The following is a 19,831-nucleotide window of genomic DNA, read 5'->3' on the forward strand; positions in this document are numbered from 1 at the left end:
GTGACCTCAGGAGACAACGCCCGGGTGCTGAGCGAGCTGGCTGCCGCAGTGGAGAGCGGTCGTCCGGTAGCTCTGGCCACCGTCGTCCAAACCCGGCGTTCGGTTCCGCGCAGAGCGGGCACCAAGATGCTGGTCTTCGGCGACGGCCGTACCGTGGGCACGGTCGGCGGCGGAGCGATGGAGGCGGCGGTCATCGAGGAGGCACTCGCCGCCATCGCGACAGGCACCAATAGTCTGTTGGAATACGATCTCTTGAATCCCGCCGACGGGGATCCTGGGATCTGCGGCGGCGAAGTGAAGATCTACCTGGAGCCCTATATGCCACCTCACACGGTCTATGTCATCGGCTGTGGCCACGTCGGTCGCAGTGTGGTCGATCTGGCCCACTGGCTCGGCTACCGGACGATCGCGGTCGACGATCGTGAGGACCTGGTATCGGAAGAGGCGTTGCCGAACGCCGACGTACGGTTCAACGGGTCGGTGGACCAAGCCGTGGCCGAATATCCGATTTCCGTCGACTCGTCGATCGTGGTCGTGACCAGGAGCACCGATCTCGATGTTGCCGCCCTGCCGCACCTGGTGGGTTCGGCGGCCCGTTACGTCGGCGTGATGGGTAGCGCCACCCGCTGGCGAACGACCCGGGACCGTCTGATCAGGGCGGGAGTGCCTGTTGAAAGCCTCGACCGTGTGCATTCGCCGATCGGCATAGAAGTTGGCGCCGAGACCCTCGAAGAGATCGCCGTCTCCATTCTGTCTGAGATCATCAAGGTCAACCGGACGGTCGGGGTCTAGTGCTCTTCGGTGAGCACCCGATCGTCGTCCGTGGTGGCGGTGATCTCGCCACCGGCGTCGTGTATCGATTGTGGCGTGCCGGGTTCCCGGTCGTAGTCACGGAGCTCGCCCGTCCGCTGACGATCCGGCGCACGGTGGCCGTTTCCTCCGCGGTATCCGAGGGAGAGTTTCGAGTTGAAGGCCTCACGGCAGTCCGCGTCGACTCGGCCGCCGGCGCCGTCGCGACGGCCCTGAGCGGTCGGGTTCCCGTACTGGTCGATTCAGGACTTCCCGAGTTACCGGACCGTCCGTTCGCCGTGATCGACGCCCGGCTGGCAAAACGAAACATCGATACGTCGATCGGCGACGCACCGCTGGTCGTGGGCCTGGGGCCCGGGTTCAGCGCCGGGTTGGACTGCCACGCGGTCGTGGAGACGATGCGAGGCCACCGTCTCGGTCGGGTGATCCTCGACGGCTCGGCCGCCCCGGACACCGGTGTGCCGGGGGTAGTCGGCGGAGAGTCCGAGAAGCGGGTGGTGCGTGCATCGACCTCGGGCACGCTGGTGTGGCGGGTGGCCATCGGCGACGCAGCCCACGCCGGTGAGGTGCTCGGCGAGATAGGCGGCGAGGCCATCGAGGCACCGCTCAGCGGAGTTGTCCGCGGCCTGCTGTCCGAGGGTGAGACGGTACGGGGGCTCAAGATCGCCGACATCGATCCCCGGGCGGATGCATCCGCGTGTTTCGAGATCTCCGACAAGTCGCTGGCAGTAGGCGGGGGAGTTCTGGAGGCCGTGCTGGCGTGGCTGGGCCGGAAGGGATGACCCTGGCCGGGCAGCTGGGGGTCCGGCAGCGCGAACTCATTGCGCTGGTCGGGGGCGGAGGGAAGTCGACCCTCATGTTTCGGCTCGGCGCCGAACTCGCCGCAGGAGGCCGGCGCGTGATACTGACGACCACAACGAAGATGGGCCGCAGCCAGATCGAGGCGGTTCCGAACGTGTGCGATTCGATCGATGGCACTCTGGCGAGTCGGCCGCAACCGGGTCCGATCATGCTGGTGACCGGTGGGGATTCACACAAGGTCACGGGTCCGCGACCGGAGGAACTGGACACGCTGGCACGCCACCCCCTTGTCGACTTCGTGGTCGTGGAAGCCGACGGCGCGCACGGCAGGCCACTCAAAGCTCCGGCCGCGCACGAACCGGTTGTGCCGTCGTCGACGACGATGGTCGTGATCGCCATGGGCATCGATGCTGTGGGGGGGAGGCTGATGGACGTTGCTCACCGGGTTGAGCGTGCCGTTGCGTTCACGGGCTTCGACCCCGATCGAGTCATGACGCCGGAGGATTGCGCACTTGTCCTGAGCCATCCGGAGGGTGCCCTCCGCAAAGCGCCCGCCGGAGCCAGGGTGGTGGTGGCATTGACCAAGGTGACCGGCGATTCGGCAGGCACGGCAGAGAGGGTTCGCCGCGCGTTGGCCGGCCATCCGGCGATCGACGATGTGGTTGCGATCCGGGCTCGATGAACCAGGTCTGTCGGCGTGGTCCCGGCCGGTCGGCGGCGCTACCGTCAGTTCCATGGTTTGGGAACCGGAAGTGGAACAGCTCCGCCGGCGAAAGGAAATGGCCGAAGAGCTCGGCGGAGAAGAGCGCGTTGCCCGACACAGGGCATCGGGCAAACTCACGGTCAGGGAGCGGATCCGGGCGCTCGTCGACGAGGGTTCGTTCCGTGAGGTGGGTTCGACGGCCGGCTTCGCCGCGTACGGGGACGACGGCGAGCTGGTCGAGTTCGTCCCGGCGAACTTCGTATTCGGCCGTGCCGAGATCGACGGCCGGCCGGTGGTGGTAGCAGGCGACGACTTCACGGTCAGAGGTGGTTCCTCGGACGCGGCAATCTGGAGGAAAGCCGTGTATGCGGAGCAGCTGGCCCGGGAACTCAAGCTTCCAATCATCCGGCTCGTGGACGGTTCGAGCGGCGGAGGGAGCGTCAAGTCCTACCACGACATTGGACGCACCTATGTCCCGCCGCTGCCGGGTTGGGCGGATCAGACGGCCCTGCTCTCGGAGGTCCCGGTAGTAGCAGCCGCGCTCGGCTCGGTCGCCGGACTGGGCGCGGCCCGGGTGGCGGCCAGCCACTTCTCCCTCATGGTTGAAGGCACGTCGCAGATCTTCACCGCCGGCCCGCCGGTCGTCGCATACGCAACCCACGAGGACGTAGATAAGGAGCAGTTGGGGGGCGTTGAGATTCACGGAGTGAACGGCACCGTCGACAACGTTGCCCGTTCTGAGGAGGAAGCCTTCTGGCAGATCAGGGCCTTCCTCTCCTTCCTTCCCCGTCATGTCGGGCAACCGGCTCCACGCCGGACATCGACAGACGATCCGGCACGACGCGAAGAGCGGCTGCTGTCGGTCATACCCCGGAACCGCCGGGCGGGCTACGACCCGTTCGATCTGATCCAGATGATCGTCGACACCGAGTCCCTGTTCGTGATCGGGTCGGGCTGGGGACAGTCGGTGGTTACCGGATTGGCGCGCCTCGATGGCCATCCGGTCGGAGTGCTGGCTTCTGACCCGAACCAGCTCGGCGGGACGCTGACCGCGGACGGCTCCGACAAGCTGAGGAGGTTCGTCGACCTGTGCGACACCTTCCACCTTCCCCTGGTCAATCTCGTCGACCAGCCGGGGTTCGCCGTTGGAGTGCAGGCCGAGGGCGAGGCGACCATCCGCCGCGGGGTCACCGCGATTGCCGCCCTCTACCAGTTGTCCGTGCCCGTGTTCACCGTGATTCTGCGTCGTGCTTTCGGCGTCGCCGGGGCGGCGCTGGTCGACAGGGGAGAGCCCGACGTTCGAGTCGCCTGGCCGAGCGGAGATTGGGGGTCGCTACCTCTGGAAGGCGGAGTGGAAGCGGCTTACCGGAGGGTTCTCGCCGACTCCGATGATCCCGATGCGCTGCGAGACGAGTTGCTGGCCGGCTTCGAGGCGATTCGGTCACCCTTCCGCACGGCCGACGCGTTCGATATCGAGGAGATCATCGACCCGCGCGATACACGTCCGATCCTGTGTGAATGGGTGAATCTGGTGTGGGACACGATCGAGCCGGGGCCTCGAACACGCGGTTACAGGCCCTAGTTACTTCTGGATCGGTTGGTGGATTCCCATCGGGAGTCGGTTGCGCCAGATTCCGTCCACCTCGTGGTAGGCGGCGGCCACCGCGCCGGCCGTGGGAACCAGGCCGATCTCGCCGACGCCCTTGATACCGTAAGGCGCCCTCGGCTGGGGTACCTCGACGAGCACGGCCTCGATTTCCGGGATGTCCTTGGCCCGGAGGATCCCGAGGCTGCGCAGCGTCATGTTGGTCGGCCTCCCGAGTTCGTCGGTGGGGAACTCCTCGGTGAGGGCATAACCGAGGCCCATGTGGACGGCGCCTTCGATCTGGCCTTCGACGAGCTGCGGGTTCATCGCCCGGCCGATGTCATGGACTGCGATCACTTTCTCGATGGTTCCCGTCTCGGGGTCCGCGATGACCAGTTGAGCGGCGTAGCCGAATGCCGAATGGATGACCGGGTTCTCCAGGCCGTCCTCCAGGGCGTTGGTCCAGTCGACCCGGTACTCGCCGACGTAGTCGACTCCCGGTGCCCGTCCTGCCTCGTTGGCGATGCGGCAGGCTTCGGCGACTGATCCGGCCCCCAACAGTGTTCCGCGCGATCCGGTGGTCTGGCCTGCGCCCAGCTCCCTGGTCGTGTCTACGACGACCCGGATCAGGGCCGGGTCGATGTCGAGCTCCTCCGCGGCGATCTGCATGGCCACGGTATGAATCCCCTGACCCATCTCCGTCCAGCAGTGGCGGACCTCGACCGTTCCGTCATCTTCGAACCGGACAACAGCCCTGGAGATCTCGACGAAGCCGTTGCCGAGCCCGGAGTTCTTCAGACCGAGGCCCAGTCCGATTGCCTTCCCCGCCGCCCGGGCGGTGTCGTAGGCGGGTTTCACAGCGTCCAGGCACCGACGCGCTCCGGCCGACCCATCGTCCATGATCTGGCCGGGACCCCAGACGACCCCGGGTGTGATGACATTGCGCGACCGGATTTCCCAACCGCTGATGCCGACCTTCTCGGCCAGCCGGTCGAGAAGGCCCTCTGTGGCGAACTGAGCCTGGTTGGCGCCGAACCCCCGAAAAGCCCCGCACACCGGGTTGTTGGTGCGGACGGCGACCGCTTCGACGTCGATGGCCGGAAACACATAAGGTCCGGCCGCATGTCCGGCGGCCCGTTCGAGCACCTTCATTCCCACCGACGCGTACGGCCCCGAGTCTCCGACCATTCGCATCCGCAACGCCGTCAAGCGGCCCTCCGAATCACAACCTGCCGTCGCTTCGATGCGGATCGGGTGGCGTTTCGCGTGCATCAGCAGTGATTGCTCCCGGGTCAGAGTGCACTTGACCGGTCGTTGCAGCAGATGGGCGGCCAGCGCCGTCTGCCCCTGGTTCGACATGTCCTCTTTTCCGCCGAAAGCGCCGCCGTTGGAGACGAGTTCGACCACGACATCGTCGGTGTCGACGTTGAGGATCGACGCGATCTGATTCCGATCGTCCCATACTCCCTGGCCGCCTGAGTAGACCTTCAACCGGCCGTCTTCCGGAACCGCCAGGGTCGATTCCGGTTCTAGGAAGGCGTGTTCGACGCGCTGGGTGTGGAATGTCTCATGGACTGTGAAGGCCGAGCCCCGGAGCGCCTCGTCCACATCCCCCCTTGCGTACTCCGAGCGAGAGAGAATGTTGCCGTCCAGGCCCCACACTGCATCTTCATCGGAGGTGAGGGCCGCGTCTGCCGTCGTGAAAGGTGCCAGGACGTCGTATTCGACATCGACGAGCCCGGCAGCACGGCGGGCGACGTCGACGCTGTCGGCGACGACGACCGCGAGAACGTCCCCCAGGTAGGAGGTGCGTCCCCCCTCCGGAATGAAGACCGGCCAATCGGTGTGAATGATGCCCACTCGCAGTTGGCCGGGAACGTCCGCGCCCGTGTATACGGCTACGACGCCTTCTGTTTCCTCGGCCGCCGATGTGTCGATGCGCAGAACGTCGGCCCGCGCATGATCTGCCAGCTTGAGAGCGGCGTGCAGCATGCCGTCGACGACCAGGTCGTCGACGTACCCGCGGTCTCCCAACGCCAACTCGCGTGCCTCATACTTGGCGCCCGACTCTCCAATCCTCCGTGGTAGTTCGGGAGCCGGGACGGTCCCGTCTCTCAGCATCTCTATCGCTTCGAAGATCTTCGTGTAGCCGGTACAGCGGCACAGGTGTCCACCAAGTCGGCCGGCGGTCGTCTCCCTGGTCAGGTCCTTGCCCTTCTGGTCCAGCAAGGTCTTCGTGCGGACGAGGATTCCCGGCGTGCAGAAGCCGCACTGCAGGGCACCGGTGGCTGCGAACGCGGTCGCCAGGCGTTCGCGCTCCCCGGGATCGAAACCCTCGAGTGTCGTGACCTCTCTCCCGGCCGCCTTGTTCATGTCCACCAGGCAACTCTGGATGGCCTTGCCGTCGAGGAGCACCGTGCAGGCTCCGCATTGTCCCGAAGGCGAGCACCCGTCCTTGGGCGAGGTGACATGAAGCTCTTCACGCAGAGCCGCCAGCAAGTGAGGATGATCAGAACGAACGGAGACGGGACCACCGTTGAGGCGGAAACTGGTGGTCTCTGGAGTCGTGAACGTCATGACACCTTTCTGGACGGCCGCCGGAACATGCTCCAACTGAAGCAACCGGATGTCAAGAGCGCAACCCGGAGACCTATTCGTGTCATAGGACCCCACCGTATGTGCCCCTTGTTCGGTTGACATCGAGCCGGCGTTCGGCGAGCCTCAGCTGAGTTTGCCGGGAAGCGCCGGCAAATCCGCGAGAGGGAGTCGGATCGGGTGGCGACAGCGGACACGAACCGCCGTTCTAGACCTAAGTTCGTCGCGTACCTCGTGCCGCTGATCGCGGTGGTCGTGGCCCTCGGTGTCGGTGCCGTCATGCTCGCCCTGCTCGGCGCCAGCCCGATCGAAGGATTCCGGGCGATGCTCAGGGGAGCATTCGGAAGTAGCGATGCCTTGATCGAAACGGCGCTCAAGGCCACTCCGCTTCTTTTCGTCGGGGTGGGAATCACCATTGCCTTCAGGGCAAACGTCATAAACATAGGCGGGGAAGGGCAAATGGTGGCGGGAGCCCTTCTCTCTACCGCGATCGCTCTTGCCCTGCCCGACTGGCCGGCCGCGGTCATGTTGCCGACCGTTCTGGTGGCAGGCATCGTCGGCGGGGCCGCCTGGGGGGCCGTTCCCGGCGCCTTGAAGGCCTATTACAACGTCAACGAGATCCTCAGCACGATCATGCTGAACGTCGTCGCCGTGCAACTGATGAACTTCCTCTTGCGAGGTCCGATGATCGATCCGGGCGAGCTCGAAAGAGGTACCCGGATACCCCAGACGGCACGGCTTCAGGAGGGGGCAGATCTCCCCTTGCTCTTCGGCGACGGTCGACTCCACATCGGCCCTCTCGTGGCCCTCCTGGCGGCGATCGGCGCCTACGTGCTCCTGTGGCGCACTCCTCTCGGATACCGGGTCCGTGCCGTCGGCTTGAGTCCGGATGCAGCCCGCTATGCGGGCATATCAGTCAAGCGAACGATTGTCCTGGCAATGACCATGAGTGGCGCCATGTCGGGTCTGGCCGGAGCGGTCCTCGTTTTCGGAAGCGAGAGCCACCGGATGGTCACGGACGGTTCGACAGTCGGCTTCACAGGATCGGCGGGGTTCAACGGGATCGTGGCTGCTCTGTTCGGAGGTCTTCATCCGTTGTGGACCATTCCCGCCTCCTTCATGTTCGGCGGCCTCCTCGTCGGCGGTATCGCACTTCAACGGGCCGTGCAAGTGCCGTCGGCGTTGATCATGGCGCTGAACGGGCTCGTGGTCGTCTTTGTGGTGGCCAGCGACAGGTGGAAGAAACGCCTCCAGGAGCAACCCGTGCATGTGGACGACGTGGCGCCGAATCCGCCGCTCCCGGGATCAAGCACGGTTGATGGAGGGGGAGGGCCGTGAGCGAGTTCTTCACTCAAGCGATTCTCATAGCAACGGTGGCGTCGGGCATCCGTCTGGCAGTCCCTCTGTTGCTCGCCTCTCTCGGAGAGACTTTCGGACAACGAAGCGGTGTGCTCAACCTGGGCGTCGACGGGATCATGTTGCTCGGTGCGTTCGGCGGCTACTACACGGTCCTCAAAACGGACAGCGTTTGGCTCGGGTTGTTGATGGGAATAGGGATCGGCCTCATTCTCGGCCTTGTGTCGGCAGTCATCTCGGTCACGCTGAAGGCCGAGCAGGGCATCAGCGGAATCGGTATCTATCTGTTCGGCCTGGGCATGAGCGATCTTCTCTTCCAGAAGCTCGTCGGGACACCGCGACCCGTCGGCAGCTTTCCGAAGCTTGATATCCCGGGCCTCAGCGACATCCCGATACTGGGCGAGATGCTGTTCCAGCACAGCATGATCGTCTACCTGGCTTTCGGTCTGGTCCCCGTGAGCATGTACATCATCAATCGGACGACTTTCGGAATGAACATACGGGCAGTCGGCGAGAACCCTGAGGCGGCGGACAGTCTCGGCGTGAGTGTGGTTCGCACCCGCTATCTGACCGTCACGATGGGAGGGACCCTGGCGGGGATTGCGGGTGCAGCTCTGGCGATAGATCTCGGGATCTTCCAGCAGAACCTGACGAACGCTCAGGGGTTCATCGCCATTGCGCTGGTCTATTTCGGTGCCTGGCGCCCGGCAGGTGTGATGGGGGGAGCGCTTCTGTACGGATTCGTCAACTCCCTGGTTTTGCAGTTCAAGACCCTGGGCATCATCCCGAGAAGCTGGTCGGATATCGCAGCCATGGCCCCTGCCATCATCACGATCCTGGCCTTGGTGCTGGTTGCGAGGAGGTTCCGGCAGCCGGCAGCTCTCACCAAACCTTTCACTAGAGGAGCATGAAAGCGGCGACCGGCTCGCCGGCCGCCATCGAACAGGAGGAAGAATGAGAAGACGACATACAACCTGGTTGGCGCTATTCGCAGCGCTGACGATGGTATTGGCCGCCTGTGGGGACAGTACCGACGACACAACCGCAACCGACGACACGGAGGGTTCGACGGAAACCACGGCGGCGGCTGCCGAACCTTTCCGGATCGCCATCGTCGCCCCGTCGGCTTCGAACGATCTGGCCTTCACCCAGTCGATCGTCGACGCCGTCGATGTGATCAGAAGCGAGATGGGCAACGTTGAGGTTGCCGTGACCGACGGCACCTTCGTCGTCGAGGACGCGGCGGCTGCCATTCGCGGCTATGCGTCTGAGGGCTACGACCTGGTGATCGCCCACGGATCTCAGTACGGCGGCTCGCTTCAGGAGATAGCACCGGACTTTCCCGAGGTCTCGTTCGCGTGGGGAACCGCGGCCGATACGTTCGGGATTCCGAACGTCTACTCCTACGAGGCTGCCTCCGACGAGGGCGGCTATGTGATGGGAGTCATGGCGGCGGCACTCAGCGAGAGCGGAGTCATCGGTGTCGTTGGGCCGATCGAGGTCGGTGACGCCAAGCTGTACGTCGACGGCTTCGCGGCCGGGGTTGTTGCCCAGAATCCGGCGGCGTCCGTCAACATCAACTACACAGGCTCGTTTGGCGACGTTGCTCTCGCTTCCGAGGCGGCTCAGGCCCATGCGGCTGCGGGTGCCGATGTCATGTCGGGTACGGCCCAGATGGTCGTGGGTGCGGTCGGAGTGGCGGACGAGCAGGGGATCCTCTGGTTCGGAACACAAGCGAACCAGTCCTCGCTGGCTCCCGACATCGTCGTGGCTTCTCAGGTCTATCACTGGGAGGTCGTCCTCAGGGACATAATCTCGAACCTCCAGAGCGGCAAGCTCGGCGGTGAGATCTACTCGATCAATCTGGCCAACGGCGGCGAGGTCATCGAGTACAACCCCGGCTACGCGCTTCCCGATGACGTGAGGCAACTCGCCGAGGAGACGATTGCCGGGATCATCGACGGCTCGATCAGCACCGGCGGATAATCGGCCTGCCTATGAGAGAAACTCACACCCGGAGGAGCGGTATCAGGTACCGGGTATCAGGTACCGGGACCCCGCGTGTGCGCACATCGAGGGGCGAGCGAGCTCTGTCGCTCGCCCCTCCGACTCCACTCGAGGGCCTTCCATGAGCGATGTTCCGATGCTCGAAATGCGCGGCATCACCAAGCGTTTTCCCGGTGTGCTCGCCAACTACCGGGTCGATTTCGACCTCCGGTCCGGCGAGGTGCACACCCTGCTCGGCGAGAACGGGGCGGGAAAGAGCACGCTTATGAAGATCCTCTACGGCCTCTATCAGGCCGACGAGGGAGAGATCCTGCTGAACGGCGAGCCGGTGGCGATCCACAGTCCGACTGATGCGATCAAGCGCAACATCGGCATGATTCATCAGCATTTCATGCTCGTTGAGACACTGACCGTTGCCGAGAATGTGGCGCTCGGGCTGCCTTCCGAGCGCGGCTTTCGGACCGATCTCGATGCGGTTTCCGAGAGAATCGAGGTGCTCGCCGAGCGATACGGGCTTTCGATCGATCCGAGTGCGATCGTGTGGCAACTGGCCGTCGGGCAGCGGCAACGCGTGGAGATCATCAAGGCTCTCTACCGGGAGGCGAGACTGCTGATTCTCGATGAGCCGACTGCAGTCCTCACCCCCCAGGAAGTAGACCAGCTCTTCAACACGCTGCGACAGATGACCGCCGATGGTCGAGGGCTGATATTCATCTCCCACAAACTCCACGAGGTGCTGGCGCTGAGTGATCGGATCACCGTGTTGCGGCAGGGTCACGTCACCGGCCGGGTTCCGGTCGAGGGGGCGACTCGAGAGAGCCTCGCCGAGATGATGGTCGGCCGGCAGGTGAAGCTGGTGCCCGACAAGCCCCCGGTGGAGGTCGGCTCGGCGGCTCTGGAGATCAAAGGATTGCGCGTGATGGGGGATCGCGGCCATGAAACGGTGCGCGGCCTCAATCTCGAGGTCCGCGCCGGAGAGATCCTCGGCATCGCCGGAGTTTCCGGGAACGGTCAGCGGGAGATGGCGCAGGCTATCGCCGGGCTCCGGGAGGTCACCGGTGGTTCCATCCGGATCGGTGGGGTGGAAACGACCAACCTGAAGCCGGCCGAGATCCGCAAGCACGGCCTTGCCTATGTCACAGAGGGGCGGCTGCGGGACGGCGCCGTCGCCGATTTCTCCGTCTCGGAGAACATCATGCTGATCGACCATGCCGATCCGAGGTATCTCAACCACGGTCTGATGGATTTCAAGGCGATCCGGGGGCACAGTCAGCTGCTGGTTGACCAATACGCGGTGAAGACACCGACTCTGGATACGCCTGCCAGGAACCTGTCCGGCGGCAACATCCAGAAGATGATTCTGGCGCGGGAGATGTCGGGGACCCCGACCGTGCTCGTAGCCTCCCAGCCGACCCGCGGTGTCGACATCGGAGCAGCCGAATACATTCACAGTCGCCTCGTGCAGCAGCGCTCCGAACACACAGCCATCCTCATGATTTCCGAGGATCTCGATGAGGTGTTCGCTCTGTCGGATCGAATCGCGGTGATCTATGAAGGTCAGATCATCGGCATCGTCGACCCTGCCGGCGCCACGCGCGAGCAGGTCGGCCTGATGATGGCGGGCGTCCGGCCGGAATCCTGACCATGTCCGACGATATGTCTGCGGACGCCCTTCGAGCGGCTCGCCTTCTCGAAACTCTGTGCGCCGTGGTTCCCGATCGCCGGCCGGGGAGTTCGGGAAACGACGAAGCGGTGGCACTGGTGGCCGGAGCGATGGGGGCTTCCGGTTGGAGTCTTGAGTTCCAGGACTTCGATTGCCTGGACTGGGAAACCGATGGCGGCGAGGTGAGGATCGACGGCGCGACAGTCTCGCTCACACCCGGGCCCTACGGTCTCGGAGTGGAAGCGGTTGGCCCGGTTCGGGTATTGCACACTCTGCAAGATCTCGAGCAGGCCGCACTTGCCGGCTCGATTGCGGTGTTGGCCGGTGACCTGGCGTCTGTGCCGTTGACACCGAAGGCGTTTCCGTTCTACGGGTCCGACGAGCATGCGGAGATCATCCGCCTCCTGGAGGCTGGTGCTCCCGAAGCGGTGCTTGCCGTCACGGGGAAACACCCGGAACTGTGCGGAGCGCTCGATCCATTCCCACTCATTGAGGATGGGGACTTCAACATCCCGGTGGCGAGCGTTCGACCGAATGATGCCGGGCCACTGCTGGACGGTGAGGGCGAAGTAGCCACGGTCGAAATCCGCTCTCGTCGGATTCCCTCCCGGGCCCGGAACGTCATCGCTACCAGGGGGCCGCAATCGCCACGGCTGACGGTGATTGCCCACATCGACACCAAGCCCGGCACTCCTGGGGCAGTGGACAACGCCACCGGGGTGGTGGTGCTGTTGCTACTGGCCGAATTGCTTGCTCCTGCACGCCATCCTGATCTCAAGATTGGAGTTGAGCTCCTCGCAGTCAATGGCGAGGACCACTACGCCGCACCCGGGGAGCTCGCCTGGCTGGCTTCCAATGGCGATGCGCTCGAAGAGGTGACGCTGGCGATCAACATCGACGGAGCCGGATACCGGAAAGGGAAGTCGGCATACTCGACCTACAACGTCGATGGGGACATCGCCGAACACGTGCAGCGCGTCTTCGATACCCGGGACGATTTCGTGAATGGACCCGACTGGTATCAGAGCGATCATGCGATCTTTGCCATGCGGGGTCGGCCCGCTCTGGCAATCACCACCGAATACGTTCAAGAGATGCTCGGCGAGCTGTTCCACTCCGCCGCCGACACCCCGGACCAGGTCGATATCGATCTGGTCGCCGGTATCGCTGAGGCACTCGAAGAGCTGATCGTCACCTGGCCCCGGTAAGGACGACCGTCAGTGGCGCGCGAAAGCCGCCCGTATCGGGTGGTTTCGGAATCGGTGGGTGGATGTTCGGCGTCGATGAGGGGTCAACGGATCCAATCAGGGCGGGCCGTTGCCTGGTGGTTGTTGGAAGCGGAGTCTGCCTGGTGCTGAGTCGGGCTGGATGGTGTAGCCCGATTGGTGGATGACCACATGATGATGAAACCAGCACAACGTGGTGAGGTTGGTTGGGTCTGTTCGACCACCCTGTGACCAGGGAGTCTTGTGGTGTGGTTGGAGTCGGTAACGTGATGTGCAGCCGTCGGCTGTGCATCCTCCATCCCGGTAGAGGACAGCCCGGCGGAGTTTGGGAGGGATGACCCGTGTGGTTCGTCCCGCCGCTAGAGGTTGTCCGTTTTGGAAGCTGATGTGTTCGGTTGATCCGGTGCAGAAGATCTCCTCGATCGTTGATCGTCCGACCGAGATACCTGTCGAGGTGACCGAACCGGTCTGCCCGTCCGACCCGGCAGCTAGGTCATGGTTGGTGAGTACCGACAACACAGGACCAGAACCACTGTCGTTCTGGTCTCCTGAGCTGGTTGTGAGGGAATCGGCTGCGATGGAGACCAGAGCGTCCGCATTCCGTTGACCCAGTGAACTTCTGGTTTCGTCTGGCAGGGTGGGGAAGGTATCTGCTCTGGTGAGGAGTGCTTGTTCAACCAGTTGTCCGTCCAATCCGGGGAGTTGTCCCCACAGACGGTATGCGGTGCGGTCCAGAGTGGGTTGCATAGACACATACCGGTCCGAGAACATTTGCTGTTCATGGATAGGGGCCATACGTCTGTGCATGGCGGTCAAACGGCGGATACCAGGGATATCGAGACCAGCCGCTTGTTCAACCCGATCCGGAGATGCTCCGGCAACGGTGAGGTGGGCGGTGGCGATGATCCGGTCGAACGAACCCAACCCCGACCCCAATCTTTGTTCCTGGTCTGGAACGGTTTCCAACACCCGGCAAGCAGCCACCAAAGCTTTGGCCGTCTCAGGTGCGACATCCAACCGGCCGGCCGTCCACTCACCCAACGACCGACATCCATCCCCAAGTGGGGCCTGACGTCGGTCGGCTTCCCGCAACAGACTGATCTGGCGGGCAGTCAAGCGAGCCTTGATCGACTCCAACTCGATGAGTTGCTGCTCTAAACCATCGGTTGTCAGGTCAGCCGTTGACGTCGGTTCCATTCATGCAACATATCAACCGGGTATGACAGAAAACGGCCATAAACAACCGTTGACAAGGAATATCGAAGAAAATGTGGAGCCAGGACGGCTGTGGCAGCGGACCCCGTGCGTTCGGCGGCAGGAAGCGAGTCAGCGCCTCTGCAACAAGCATCAACCACCGGCCGTCCCGGGCCGGTGGACAACTCCCCCGTAGACGGCAGGGGACCCCCGGCAGACCGGCTGAACGCGGACGGGTACCGGCGGGCATCTTCGCCCCCCCGGATTCCGAGCAACTCGAATACCGCCTTCTCCCACAACACGCCTACCATCGTGCGGACAGATTTTCGTGAGGTGATTCCTTGAAACGCATCGTATGGTTGGTCATGGCGCTCGCCGTCCTTGTCTCTGCCTGTTCCGGCGGCTCCCTGGTCGCAACCGTCGACGGAGTGGAGATCAGCGCCGGCGACGTGGAGAAGCTGATATCGGGCGATCTCGCCACGGCACCGCCCGATCTCTATGCCCAACTGATCCAGACCCTCATCATTCATGAGGTCGTCTCCAAAGCGGCGGAGGCCGAGTTCGGGATTTCCATCACTGCGGAAGAGATCGACGAGCAGATCGTCGCTCTGACTGCGCAGATCGAGTCGGGCGGGGGAACCCTCGAGCAAGCCGCGGCCCAGCAAGGTCTGAGCCTGGACGCGGTTCCGATCATCATCGAGGAGGATCTGACGGAGCAGGCGATCGGTGAAGCCCTGACTGAGGCTCAGGCCGATCCGTCCGAGGAGGAGGTCCTCGCCGCCTACAACTCGTCGCTTCAGTCCCTGACCGAGGTGTGCGCGAGCCACATCCTGGTGCCGACCGAGGAAGAGGCGCAGGCCGCACTCGATCGTATCGAGGGTGGAGAGGCGTTCGAGGACGTGGCCGCCGAACTGGGGACGGACGGAACTGCCGAGGTGGGTGGTGACCTCGGATGTGCGCAGGCATCGAACTACGTTGCAGAGTTCGCCGTAGCGACGATCGAGGCGGAGCTGGATGTGCCTACCGGACCGGTGCAGTCGCAGTTCGGTTTCCACGTCATTCTGGTGAGGGACCGCACGGAGACGGCGCTCGCGGATGTCCGTGCGGACATCGTGGCCGGCCTCCGTGAGCAGCAACGCAACACCTTGCTGGGTGATTGGATGCTCGCCGTGATCGGCGGGGCCGACGTGGCCGTTGAAGAGGAGTACGGCACGTGGGAGCTCGAACCCTTCCCGACGGTCGTTCCGCCGGCGCAGTAGTCCCGGACATCGTCGTCGTCGGGCTTGGGCCCGGCGACCTGGAATACACCGATGATCGAGCGCAGCGGTACCTGACCGACCCTGGACGGACCGTTCTGCTGCGCACGATCGACCATCCGGCTGCCGCGCAGGTTGCTTCGGTGCGGGAGGTGCAGACCTGCGACGATCTCTATCGCGCGGCTACCGACTTCGAGAGCGTGTATGAGGGTGTTGCCTCACGGGCCATGGAGATTGCCGGCCGTGGCCCGGTGACCTTTGCCGTTCCCGGGAGCCCGTATGTGGGCGAGTCCTCGGTGCGTCTTCTCATGGAGCGTGCCGCTGCTGCCGGAGTCGACCTGCTCGTCGTCGGAGCCGAGTCCTTCGTAGATGCCGTCGTCGCCGAGGTTGGAGTTGATCCGCTCCGCGATGGTCTGCGGGTGATGGACGGCCGGGACATGCCTGATCCGCTGGTACTCGACGCTCCCACGGTCATCGGCCATGTAGACCTTCCGGTGGTTTTGGCCGACGTTGCCGCCCGGCTCGACCGGGTGCTCCCGGAGGGGACGCCTGTGAAGGTTCTCGTCGATCTCCGTTCGTCGACCGAGCGAGTAGTCGAGACGACGGTGGAGGCAATCGATCCGCAGCTGGCCGGCTACAGGACGAGCCTGTTCGTGAATGCGGAACCAGGTGGTCTGATCGGCGCAGTCCGAACGATGCGAAGGCTTCGTCGCGACTGCCCCTGGGATCAGAAGCAGACGCATCAAAGCATTGTGAAGAACCTCGTCGAGGAGGCCTACGAGCTCGCTCACGCTCTGTCCGTATTGCCGCCGGAGGCTCCGGGAGGTGAACCCGACTTTGCAGCATATGCGGACGTCGAGGAAGAACTCGGGGACGTGCTGTTGCAGGTTCTCTTCCAGTCGACGATGGCGTCCGAAGCGGGAGCGTTCGACATCGATGATGTTGCAGAGGTCCTCCGGCAGAAGTTGGTACGCCGCCATCCGCACGTGTTCGGCGATGTCGAGGTCGATTCATCGGATGAAGTGCTCGCCAACTGGGATCGCATCAAGAACGAGGAGAAGGCCGGTCGAACCTCACAGCTCGATGGAGTGCCGACCGGGCTCTCCGGTCTGACACGTGCCGAGAAACTCCAGGATCGTGCCGCCAAGGTCGGCTTCGACTGGAATGACGCGGCACCTGTATTCGACAAAGTGAGAGAGGAACTCGCCGAGCTGGCCGGAGCAGAGGGAGAAGCGGCGACGGTTCACGAGCTGGGAGATCTCCTGTTTGCGGTGGTCAACCTGGCCCGCCATCTCGACGTCGATCCTGAAGTTGCAATGCGAAGGGCGGGGGACCGTTTTGAAATGCGATTCCGGAGAATGGAACAGTCCGGCCCGTTCACGGGCCTGAGCCTTGAGGAAATGGAGGCGCGCTGGGAGAAGGCCAAGCGCCTGGAGATGCAAGACGATAAGGAGTTGCCGTGGTAAGTTCGACTTCACAAGGAGGGTCCGTGGTCACCGCAATAAGCGATATCCGGGCCCGTGAAGTCCTCGACTCCCGGGGGAACCCGACCGTTGAGGCCGAGGTCCGTCTCGCTGGCGGTGGCTTCGGTCGAGCAGCGGTTCCTTCTGGGGCATCGACGGGGGCACTCGAAGCGGTTGAGCTTCGGGATGGTGGAGACCGCTACGGCGGCAAGGGCGTGACGCGGGCCGTTGCGAACATTCACAAGACGATTGCCCCTGCTGTGATGGGCATGGACGCCACACGTCAGGAAGCGGTCGATCAGGCCATGCTCGATCTCGACGCCACCCCCAACAAGGCCTCCCTGGGAGCGAATGCGATTCTCGCAGTTTCGCTCGCAGTTGCCAGAGCGGCTGCCGCCCAGCTCGGCATCCCGTTGTACCGCTACCTGGGCGGACCGGCCGCCAGGACGCTGCCCGTTCCGATGCTCAACGTGCTCAACGGCGGGGCGCATGCGGCCAACTCGGTGGATATCCAGGAGTTCATGCTGGTCCCGGCGGGAGCCCCGAGTTTCTCCGACGCACTGCGATCGGGAGTGGAGATCTACCACTCCCTCAAGAAGGTTCTCGGCGGGCGCGGGCTCTCCACCAATGTGGGAGATGAAGGTGGATTCGCTCCGAATCTTCCTACCAACGAGTCGGCCCTCGAACTCCTCTCCGAGGCAATCGAGAGCGCCGGTTACACGGTCGGGTCGGACATCGGGCTGGCCCTCGACGTAGCCGCTTCCGAGATCTATCGCGAAGGTCGCTACAGGCTCGAAGGGCGAGACCTCGATTCGGCTGAGATGGTCGAGTTCCTCTCCGGTTTGGTGAGCACGTTCCCAGCTCTCGTTTCGATCGAAGACGGCATGGCCGAGGACGATTGGGACGGCTGGTCGCTCATGACCAGGAAGCTCGGTGACAAGATCCAGATCGTCGGCGACGACCTCTTCGTAACCAACGAGTCGATCTTGCGGCGGGGCATCGATGAAGGTGTGGCCAATGCCATCCTCATCAAGGTCAATCAGATCGGGACTCTGTCCGAGACGCTCCACACCATGTCGAGGGCCGACGGTGCCGGCTACGGCCGTGTGGTGAGCCATCGCTCAGGCGAAACCGAGGATTCCTTCATCGCCCATCTCGCCGTCGCCACGAATGCGGGCCAGATCAAGACGGGCGCTCCTGCACGCGCCGAGCGGACCGCCAAATACAATCAGTTGCTCCGCATCGAGGAAGATCTCGGTACATCGGCTCGATATGGAGGTTGGCCGGCCTTGGGGAGAGTCGGATGACACACAGGCGTTCGCGGGTGCTGCTGGGTGTGGCGATCCTGGTCGTCCTGGTGGCCTCGGTGCTGCTCACCAACGTCTTTCCGTACCGAAAGATCCTCGCGCAGCAACAGCAGGTGGCGAATGCGCGAGAGCAGTTGGACCTGCTGAGCGCCGAGAACGACCGTCTGGAGGCGGAGGCGATTGCCCTGTCCACCGACGGCGAGATCGAGCGTCTTGCCAGGGAGAATCTCGGATACGTGCGTCCCGGCGAGTACGCCTATGTCGTTCTCGAACCCGCGGCCACCGAAGCGGCTGCGGTGCCGGTCGAACCTGTGGAGGTGCCTGCTGAGCCCGATGCCTGGTACGAGGGCATTTGGAACTTCCTCACCGGCAAGGACCTGGTCGATTCTTGAGCTACCGATCGCCGGGCGGATGACTTGATCAACGACCAGGCTGCCGCAACCATCCAACTCGACCGGCCTCTACGTGCAACCGGCGAGGTGGTGGCCCGCTGCCATCTGGCGTTGCCCGTGGTCATGAGGGTGCCGCCGGTGCTCGACGACGGCACCCCGTTTCCCACTCTCTACTGGCTGACCTGCCCGCTGGCCCTGCGGCGGATCGGGCGGCTGGAATCCGTCGGCGGTGTCAAGCAGATGGAGCGACTGCTCGAGTCGGATGAGGCACTCACCGCCGCTTTTGCCCGGCGGCACGAGAGTTACGCAGCAGAACGCGATGCCCTCGTCCCTGCCGATGCGCCGCTCAGACCGGAAGGGGGCGTTGCCGGGTTGCGACGGGGGGTCAAGTGCCTCCATGCCCATTACGGCGACTTTGCGGCGGGCGGTGACAACCCGGTTGGAGCGCTCGTGGCGCCGTGGGTGGAGCCGCTCGACTGTGCCCGGCCCTGTGTGGTCGGGGACGGCGCAGATGTTGCGTGGAATCCGGCGTGGCGTGAACCGAAGTGACGGTCGCTGCAGTAGATATCGGCACCAACTCCGTACGTCTGCTCGTTCTCGACGAGACCGGCAGGGAGCTCGAGAGAATCGTGAAGGTCGTCGGGTTGGGCCGCGGGGTCGATCGGAGCGGATCGCTGTCCGAGGACGCAATGGATCGCACGGTGGAGGTTCTCGGCGAGTTCGGTCGTCGAACACGGCTGTTGGATGCATCGAGAGTTCGGGTTGTTGCGACCTCGGCCAGTCGGGACGCCGCCAACAGTGAACTGTTCCTCGACCGGGCAGAAACAGCACTTGGAGTTCGACCGGAAGTCATCTCGGGCGTGGAGGAGGCACGGCTCACCTTCGCGGGTGCCGTGGGTTCCGTCGAGGACGCAGGCCCATACGTCGTCATCGACATCGGGGGCGGAAGCACGGAGTTCGCTTTCGGGGATACCGGGGTCGACTACTCCCGGAGCGTGGACATTGGTTCAGTCCGGCTCACCGAGCGTGCGGTTCGCTCCCGCCCGGCCCCCGAACGAATAGTCGATGAGGGCCGCGCGATCGTGGATCGTCTCTTCGAGGACGTTCACCTGCCGTCCTCCCCGAACTCAGTGATCGGGGTTGCAGGTACGTTCACGAGTCTCGCCGCGATCGTTCTCGGCCTCGAGCAATACGATCGCTCCAGGGTGCATCTGGCTCGTCTGCATGCACCGGACCTGGCCTCTGTGATCGATCGACTCCGGCGGCTCAGCATCCCCGAAACGGCAGCGATTCCTGCTCTGGATCCCGCCCGAGCTCCCGTCCTGCTGGCCGGAGCCATCGTTGCCGAGCGGGCGCTGGCACGCGTGGGAGTCGACTCGTTGGTGATATCGGAGCATGACTTGCTCGACGCCGCGGCCGAGAGCCTTCTTCCCGAACCGTAGGCGAATCATCCGGCATCGATCTCGTCGAGAT

The 19,831-nt window shown here is 64.0% G+C and carries 17 protein-coding genes; 15 read left to right on the plus strand and 2 right to left on the minus strand.

Annotated features, from left to right (window positions below; all coding sequences use genetic code 11):
- The 4 genes from VLT15_10435 to VLT15_10450 are packed head-to-tail and all read left to right on the plus strand — an operon-like array spanning position 1 to position 3,896.
- A complete protein-coding gene (locus tag VLT15_10435) occupies positions 1-792 on the plus strand; it encodes an XdhC/CoxI family protein (protein ID HSR45625.1) in 792 nt (263 codons plus the stop codon).
- Positions 792-1,592, plus strand: a complete 801-nt coding sequence (gene yqeB / locus VLT15_10440) for a selenium-dependent molybdenum cofactor biosynthesis protein YqeB (protein HSR45626.1) — start codon at positions 792-794, stop codon at positions 1,590-1,592. Before VLT15_10435 ends, yqeB begins: the two co-directional genes overlap by 1 nt.
- Positions 1,571-2,293 carry a selenium cofactor biosynthesis protein YqeC gene (gene yqeC / locus VLT15_10445; GenBank protein ID HSR45627.1) on the plus strand — a complete coding sequence of 241 codons (723 nt, stop codon included), beginning with the start codon at positions 1,571-1,573 and terminating at the stop codon, positions 2,291-2,293. The genes yqeB and yqeC overlap by 22 nt, the downstream gene beginning before the upstream one ends.
- Positions 2,294-2,345: 52 nt before the next feature.
- Positions 2,346-3,896 (plus strand): carboxyl transferase domain-containing protein, encoded by a 1,551-nt coding sequence (locus tag VLT15_10450; GenBank protein ID HSR45628.1) that lies wholly within the window; start codon positions 2,346-2,348, stop codon positions 3,894-3,896.
- On the opposite strand, the gene xdh is transcribed toward VLT15_10450, so the two are convergent.
- Positions 3,897-6,476 carry a selenium-dependent xanthine dehydrogenase gene (xdh, locus tag VLT15_10455; GenBank protein ID HSR45629.1) on the minus strand — a complete coding sequence of 860 codons (2,580 nt, stop codon included), beginning with the start codon at positions 6,474-6,476 and terminating at the stop codon, positions 3,897-3,899.
- 252 nt (positions 6,477-6,728) lie between these two features.
- Here xdh and VLT15_10460 point away from each other — a divergent pair, with 252 nt between their 5' ends.
- The 5 genes from VLT15_10460 (at position 6,729) to VLT15_10480 (ending at position 12,728) form a co-directional block, all read left to right on the plus strand.
- A complete protein-coding gene (locus tag VLT15_10460) occupies positions 6,729-7,832 on the plus strand; it encodes an ABC transporter permease (protein HSR45630.1) in 1,104 nt (367 codons plus the stop codon).
- Positions 7,829-8,761: an ABC transporter permease gene (locus VLT15_10465; GenBank protein HSR45631.1), complete on the plus strand. Its 933-nt coding sequence runs from the start codon at positions 7,829-7,831 to the stop codon at positions 8,759-8,761. The genes VLT15_10460 and VLT15_10465 overlap by 4 nt, the downstream gene beginning before the upstream one ends.
- Positions 8,762-8,804: 43 nt before the next feature.
- The gene (locus VLT15_10470) at positions 8,805-9,836 is read left to right on the plus strand and encodes a BMP family protein (GenBank protein HSR45632.1); all 1,032 of its coding nucleotides are present in this window, start codon (positions 8,805-8,807) and stop codon (positions 9,834-9,836) included.
- A 142-nt stretch (positions 9,837-9,978) separates the two neighbouring features.
- Positions 9,979-11,499 carry an ABC transporter ATP-binding protein gene (locus VLT15_10475; GenBank protein ID HSR45633.1) on the plus strand — a complete coding sequence of 507 codons (1,521 nt, stop codon included), beginning with the start codon at positions 9,979-9,981 and terminating at the stop codon, positions 11,497-11,499.
- Positions 11,500-11,501: 2 nt separating this feature from the next.
- Positions 11,502-12,728: a M28 family peptidase gene (locus VLT15_10480; GenBank protein ID HSR45634.1), complete on the plus strand. Its 1,227-nt coding sequence runs from the start codon at positions 11,502-11,504 to the stop codon at positions 12,726-12,728.
- A gap of 96 nt (positions 12,729-12,824) precedes the next feature.
- Here VLT15_10480 and VLT15_10485 read toward each other — a convergent pair whose 3' ends face one another.
- The gene (locus VLT15_10485) at positions 12,825-13,943 is read right to left on the minus strand and encodes a DUF222 domain-containing protein (protein HSR45635.1); all 1,119 of its coding nucleotides are present in this window, start codon (positions 13,941-13,943) and stop codon (positions 12,825-12,827) included.
- A 338-nt stretch (positions 13,944-14,281) separates the two neighbouring features.
- On the opposite strand from VLT15_10485, the gene VLT15_10490 reads away from it, so the two are divergent.
- Genes VLT15_10490 through VLT15_10515 form a run of 6 tightly spaced genes read left to right on the plus strand, consistent with a single transcriptional unit; the run spans position 14,282 to position 19,800 of the window.
- Positions 14,282-15,199 (plus strand): peptidylprolyl isomerase, encoded by a 918-nt coding sequence (locus VLT15_10490; protein HSR45636.1) that lies wholly within the window; start codon positions 14,282-14,284, stop codon positions 15,197-15,199.
- Positions 15,154-16,662 (plus strand): nucleoside triphosphate pyrophosphohydrolase, encoded by a 1,509-nt coding sequence (mazG, locus tag VLT15_10495; GenBank protein HSR45637.1) that lies wholly within the window; start codon positions 15,154-15,156, stop codon positions 16,660-16,662. Before VLT15_10490 ends, mazG begins: the two co-directional genes overlap by 46 nt.
- A 23-nt stretch (positions 16,663-16,685) precedes the next feature.
- A complete protein-coding gene (eno, locus tag VLT15_10500; protein HSR45638.1) occupies positions 16,686-17,966 on the plus strand; it encodes a phosphopyruvate hydratase in 1,281 nt (426 codons plus the stop codon).
- Entirely contained in the window at positions 17,963-18,358 is a 396-nt protein-coding gene (locus tag VLT15_10505; protein ID HSR45639.1) for a septum formation initiator family protein, read from the plus strand. The genes eno and VLT15_10505 overlap by 4 nt, the downstream gene beginning before the upstream one ends.
- Positions 18,359-18,382: 24 nt before the next feature.
- Positions 18,383-18,907: a DUF501 domain-containing protein gene (locus VLT15_10510; GenBank protein HSR45640.1), complete on the plus strand. Its 525-nt coding sequence runs from the start codon at positions 18,383-18,385 to the stop codon at positions 18,905-18,907.
- Positions 18,904-19,800 (plus strand): Ppx/GppA phosphatase family protein, encoded by an 897-nt coding sequence (locus VLT15_10515; GenBank protein ID HSR45641.1) that lies wholly within the window; start codon positions 18,904-18,906, stop codon positions 19,798-19,800. Before VLT15_10510 ends, VLT15_10515 begins: the two co-directional genes overlap by 4 nt.
- The last annotated feature ends 31 nt before the right edge of the window (positions 19,801-19,831 follow it).

The organism is Acidimicrobiia bacterium, from assembly GCA_035471805.1.
Taxonomy (GTDB): Bacteria; Actinomycetota; Acidimicrobiia; order Spongiisociales; family JAHEDJ01; genus JAHEDJ01.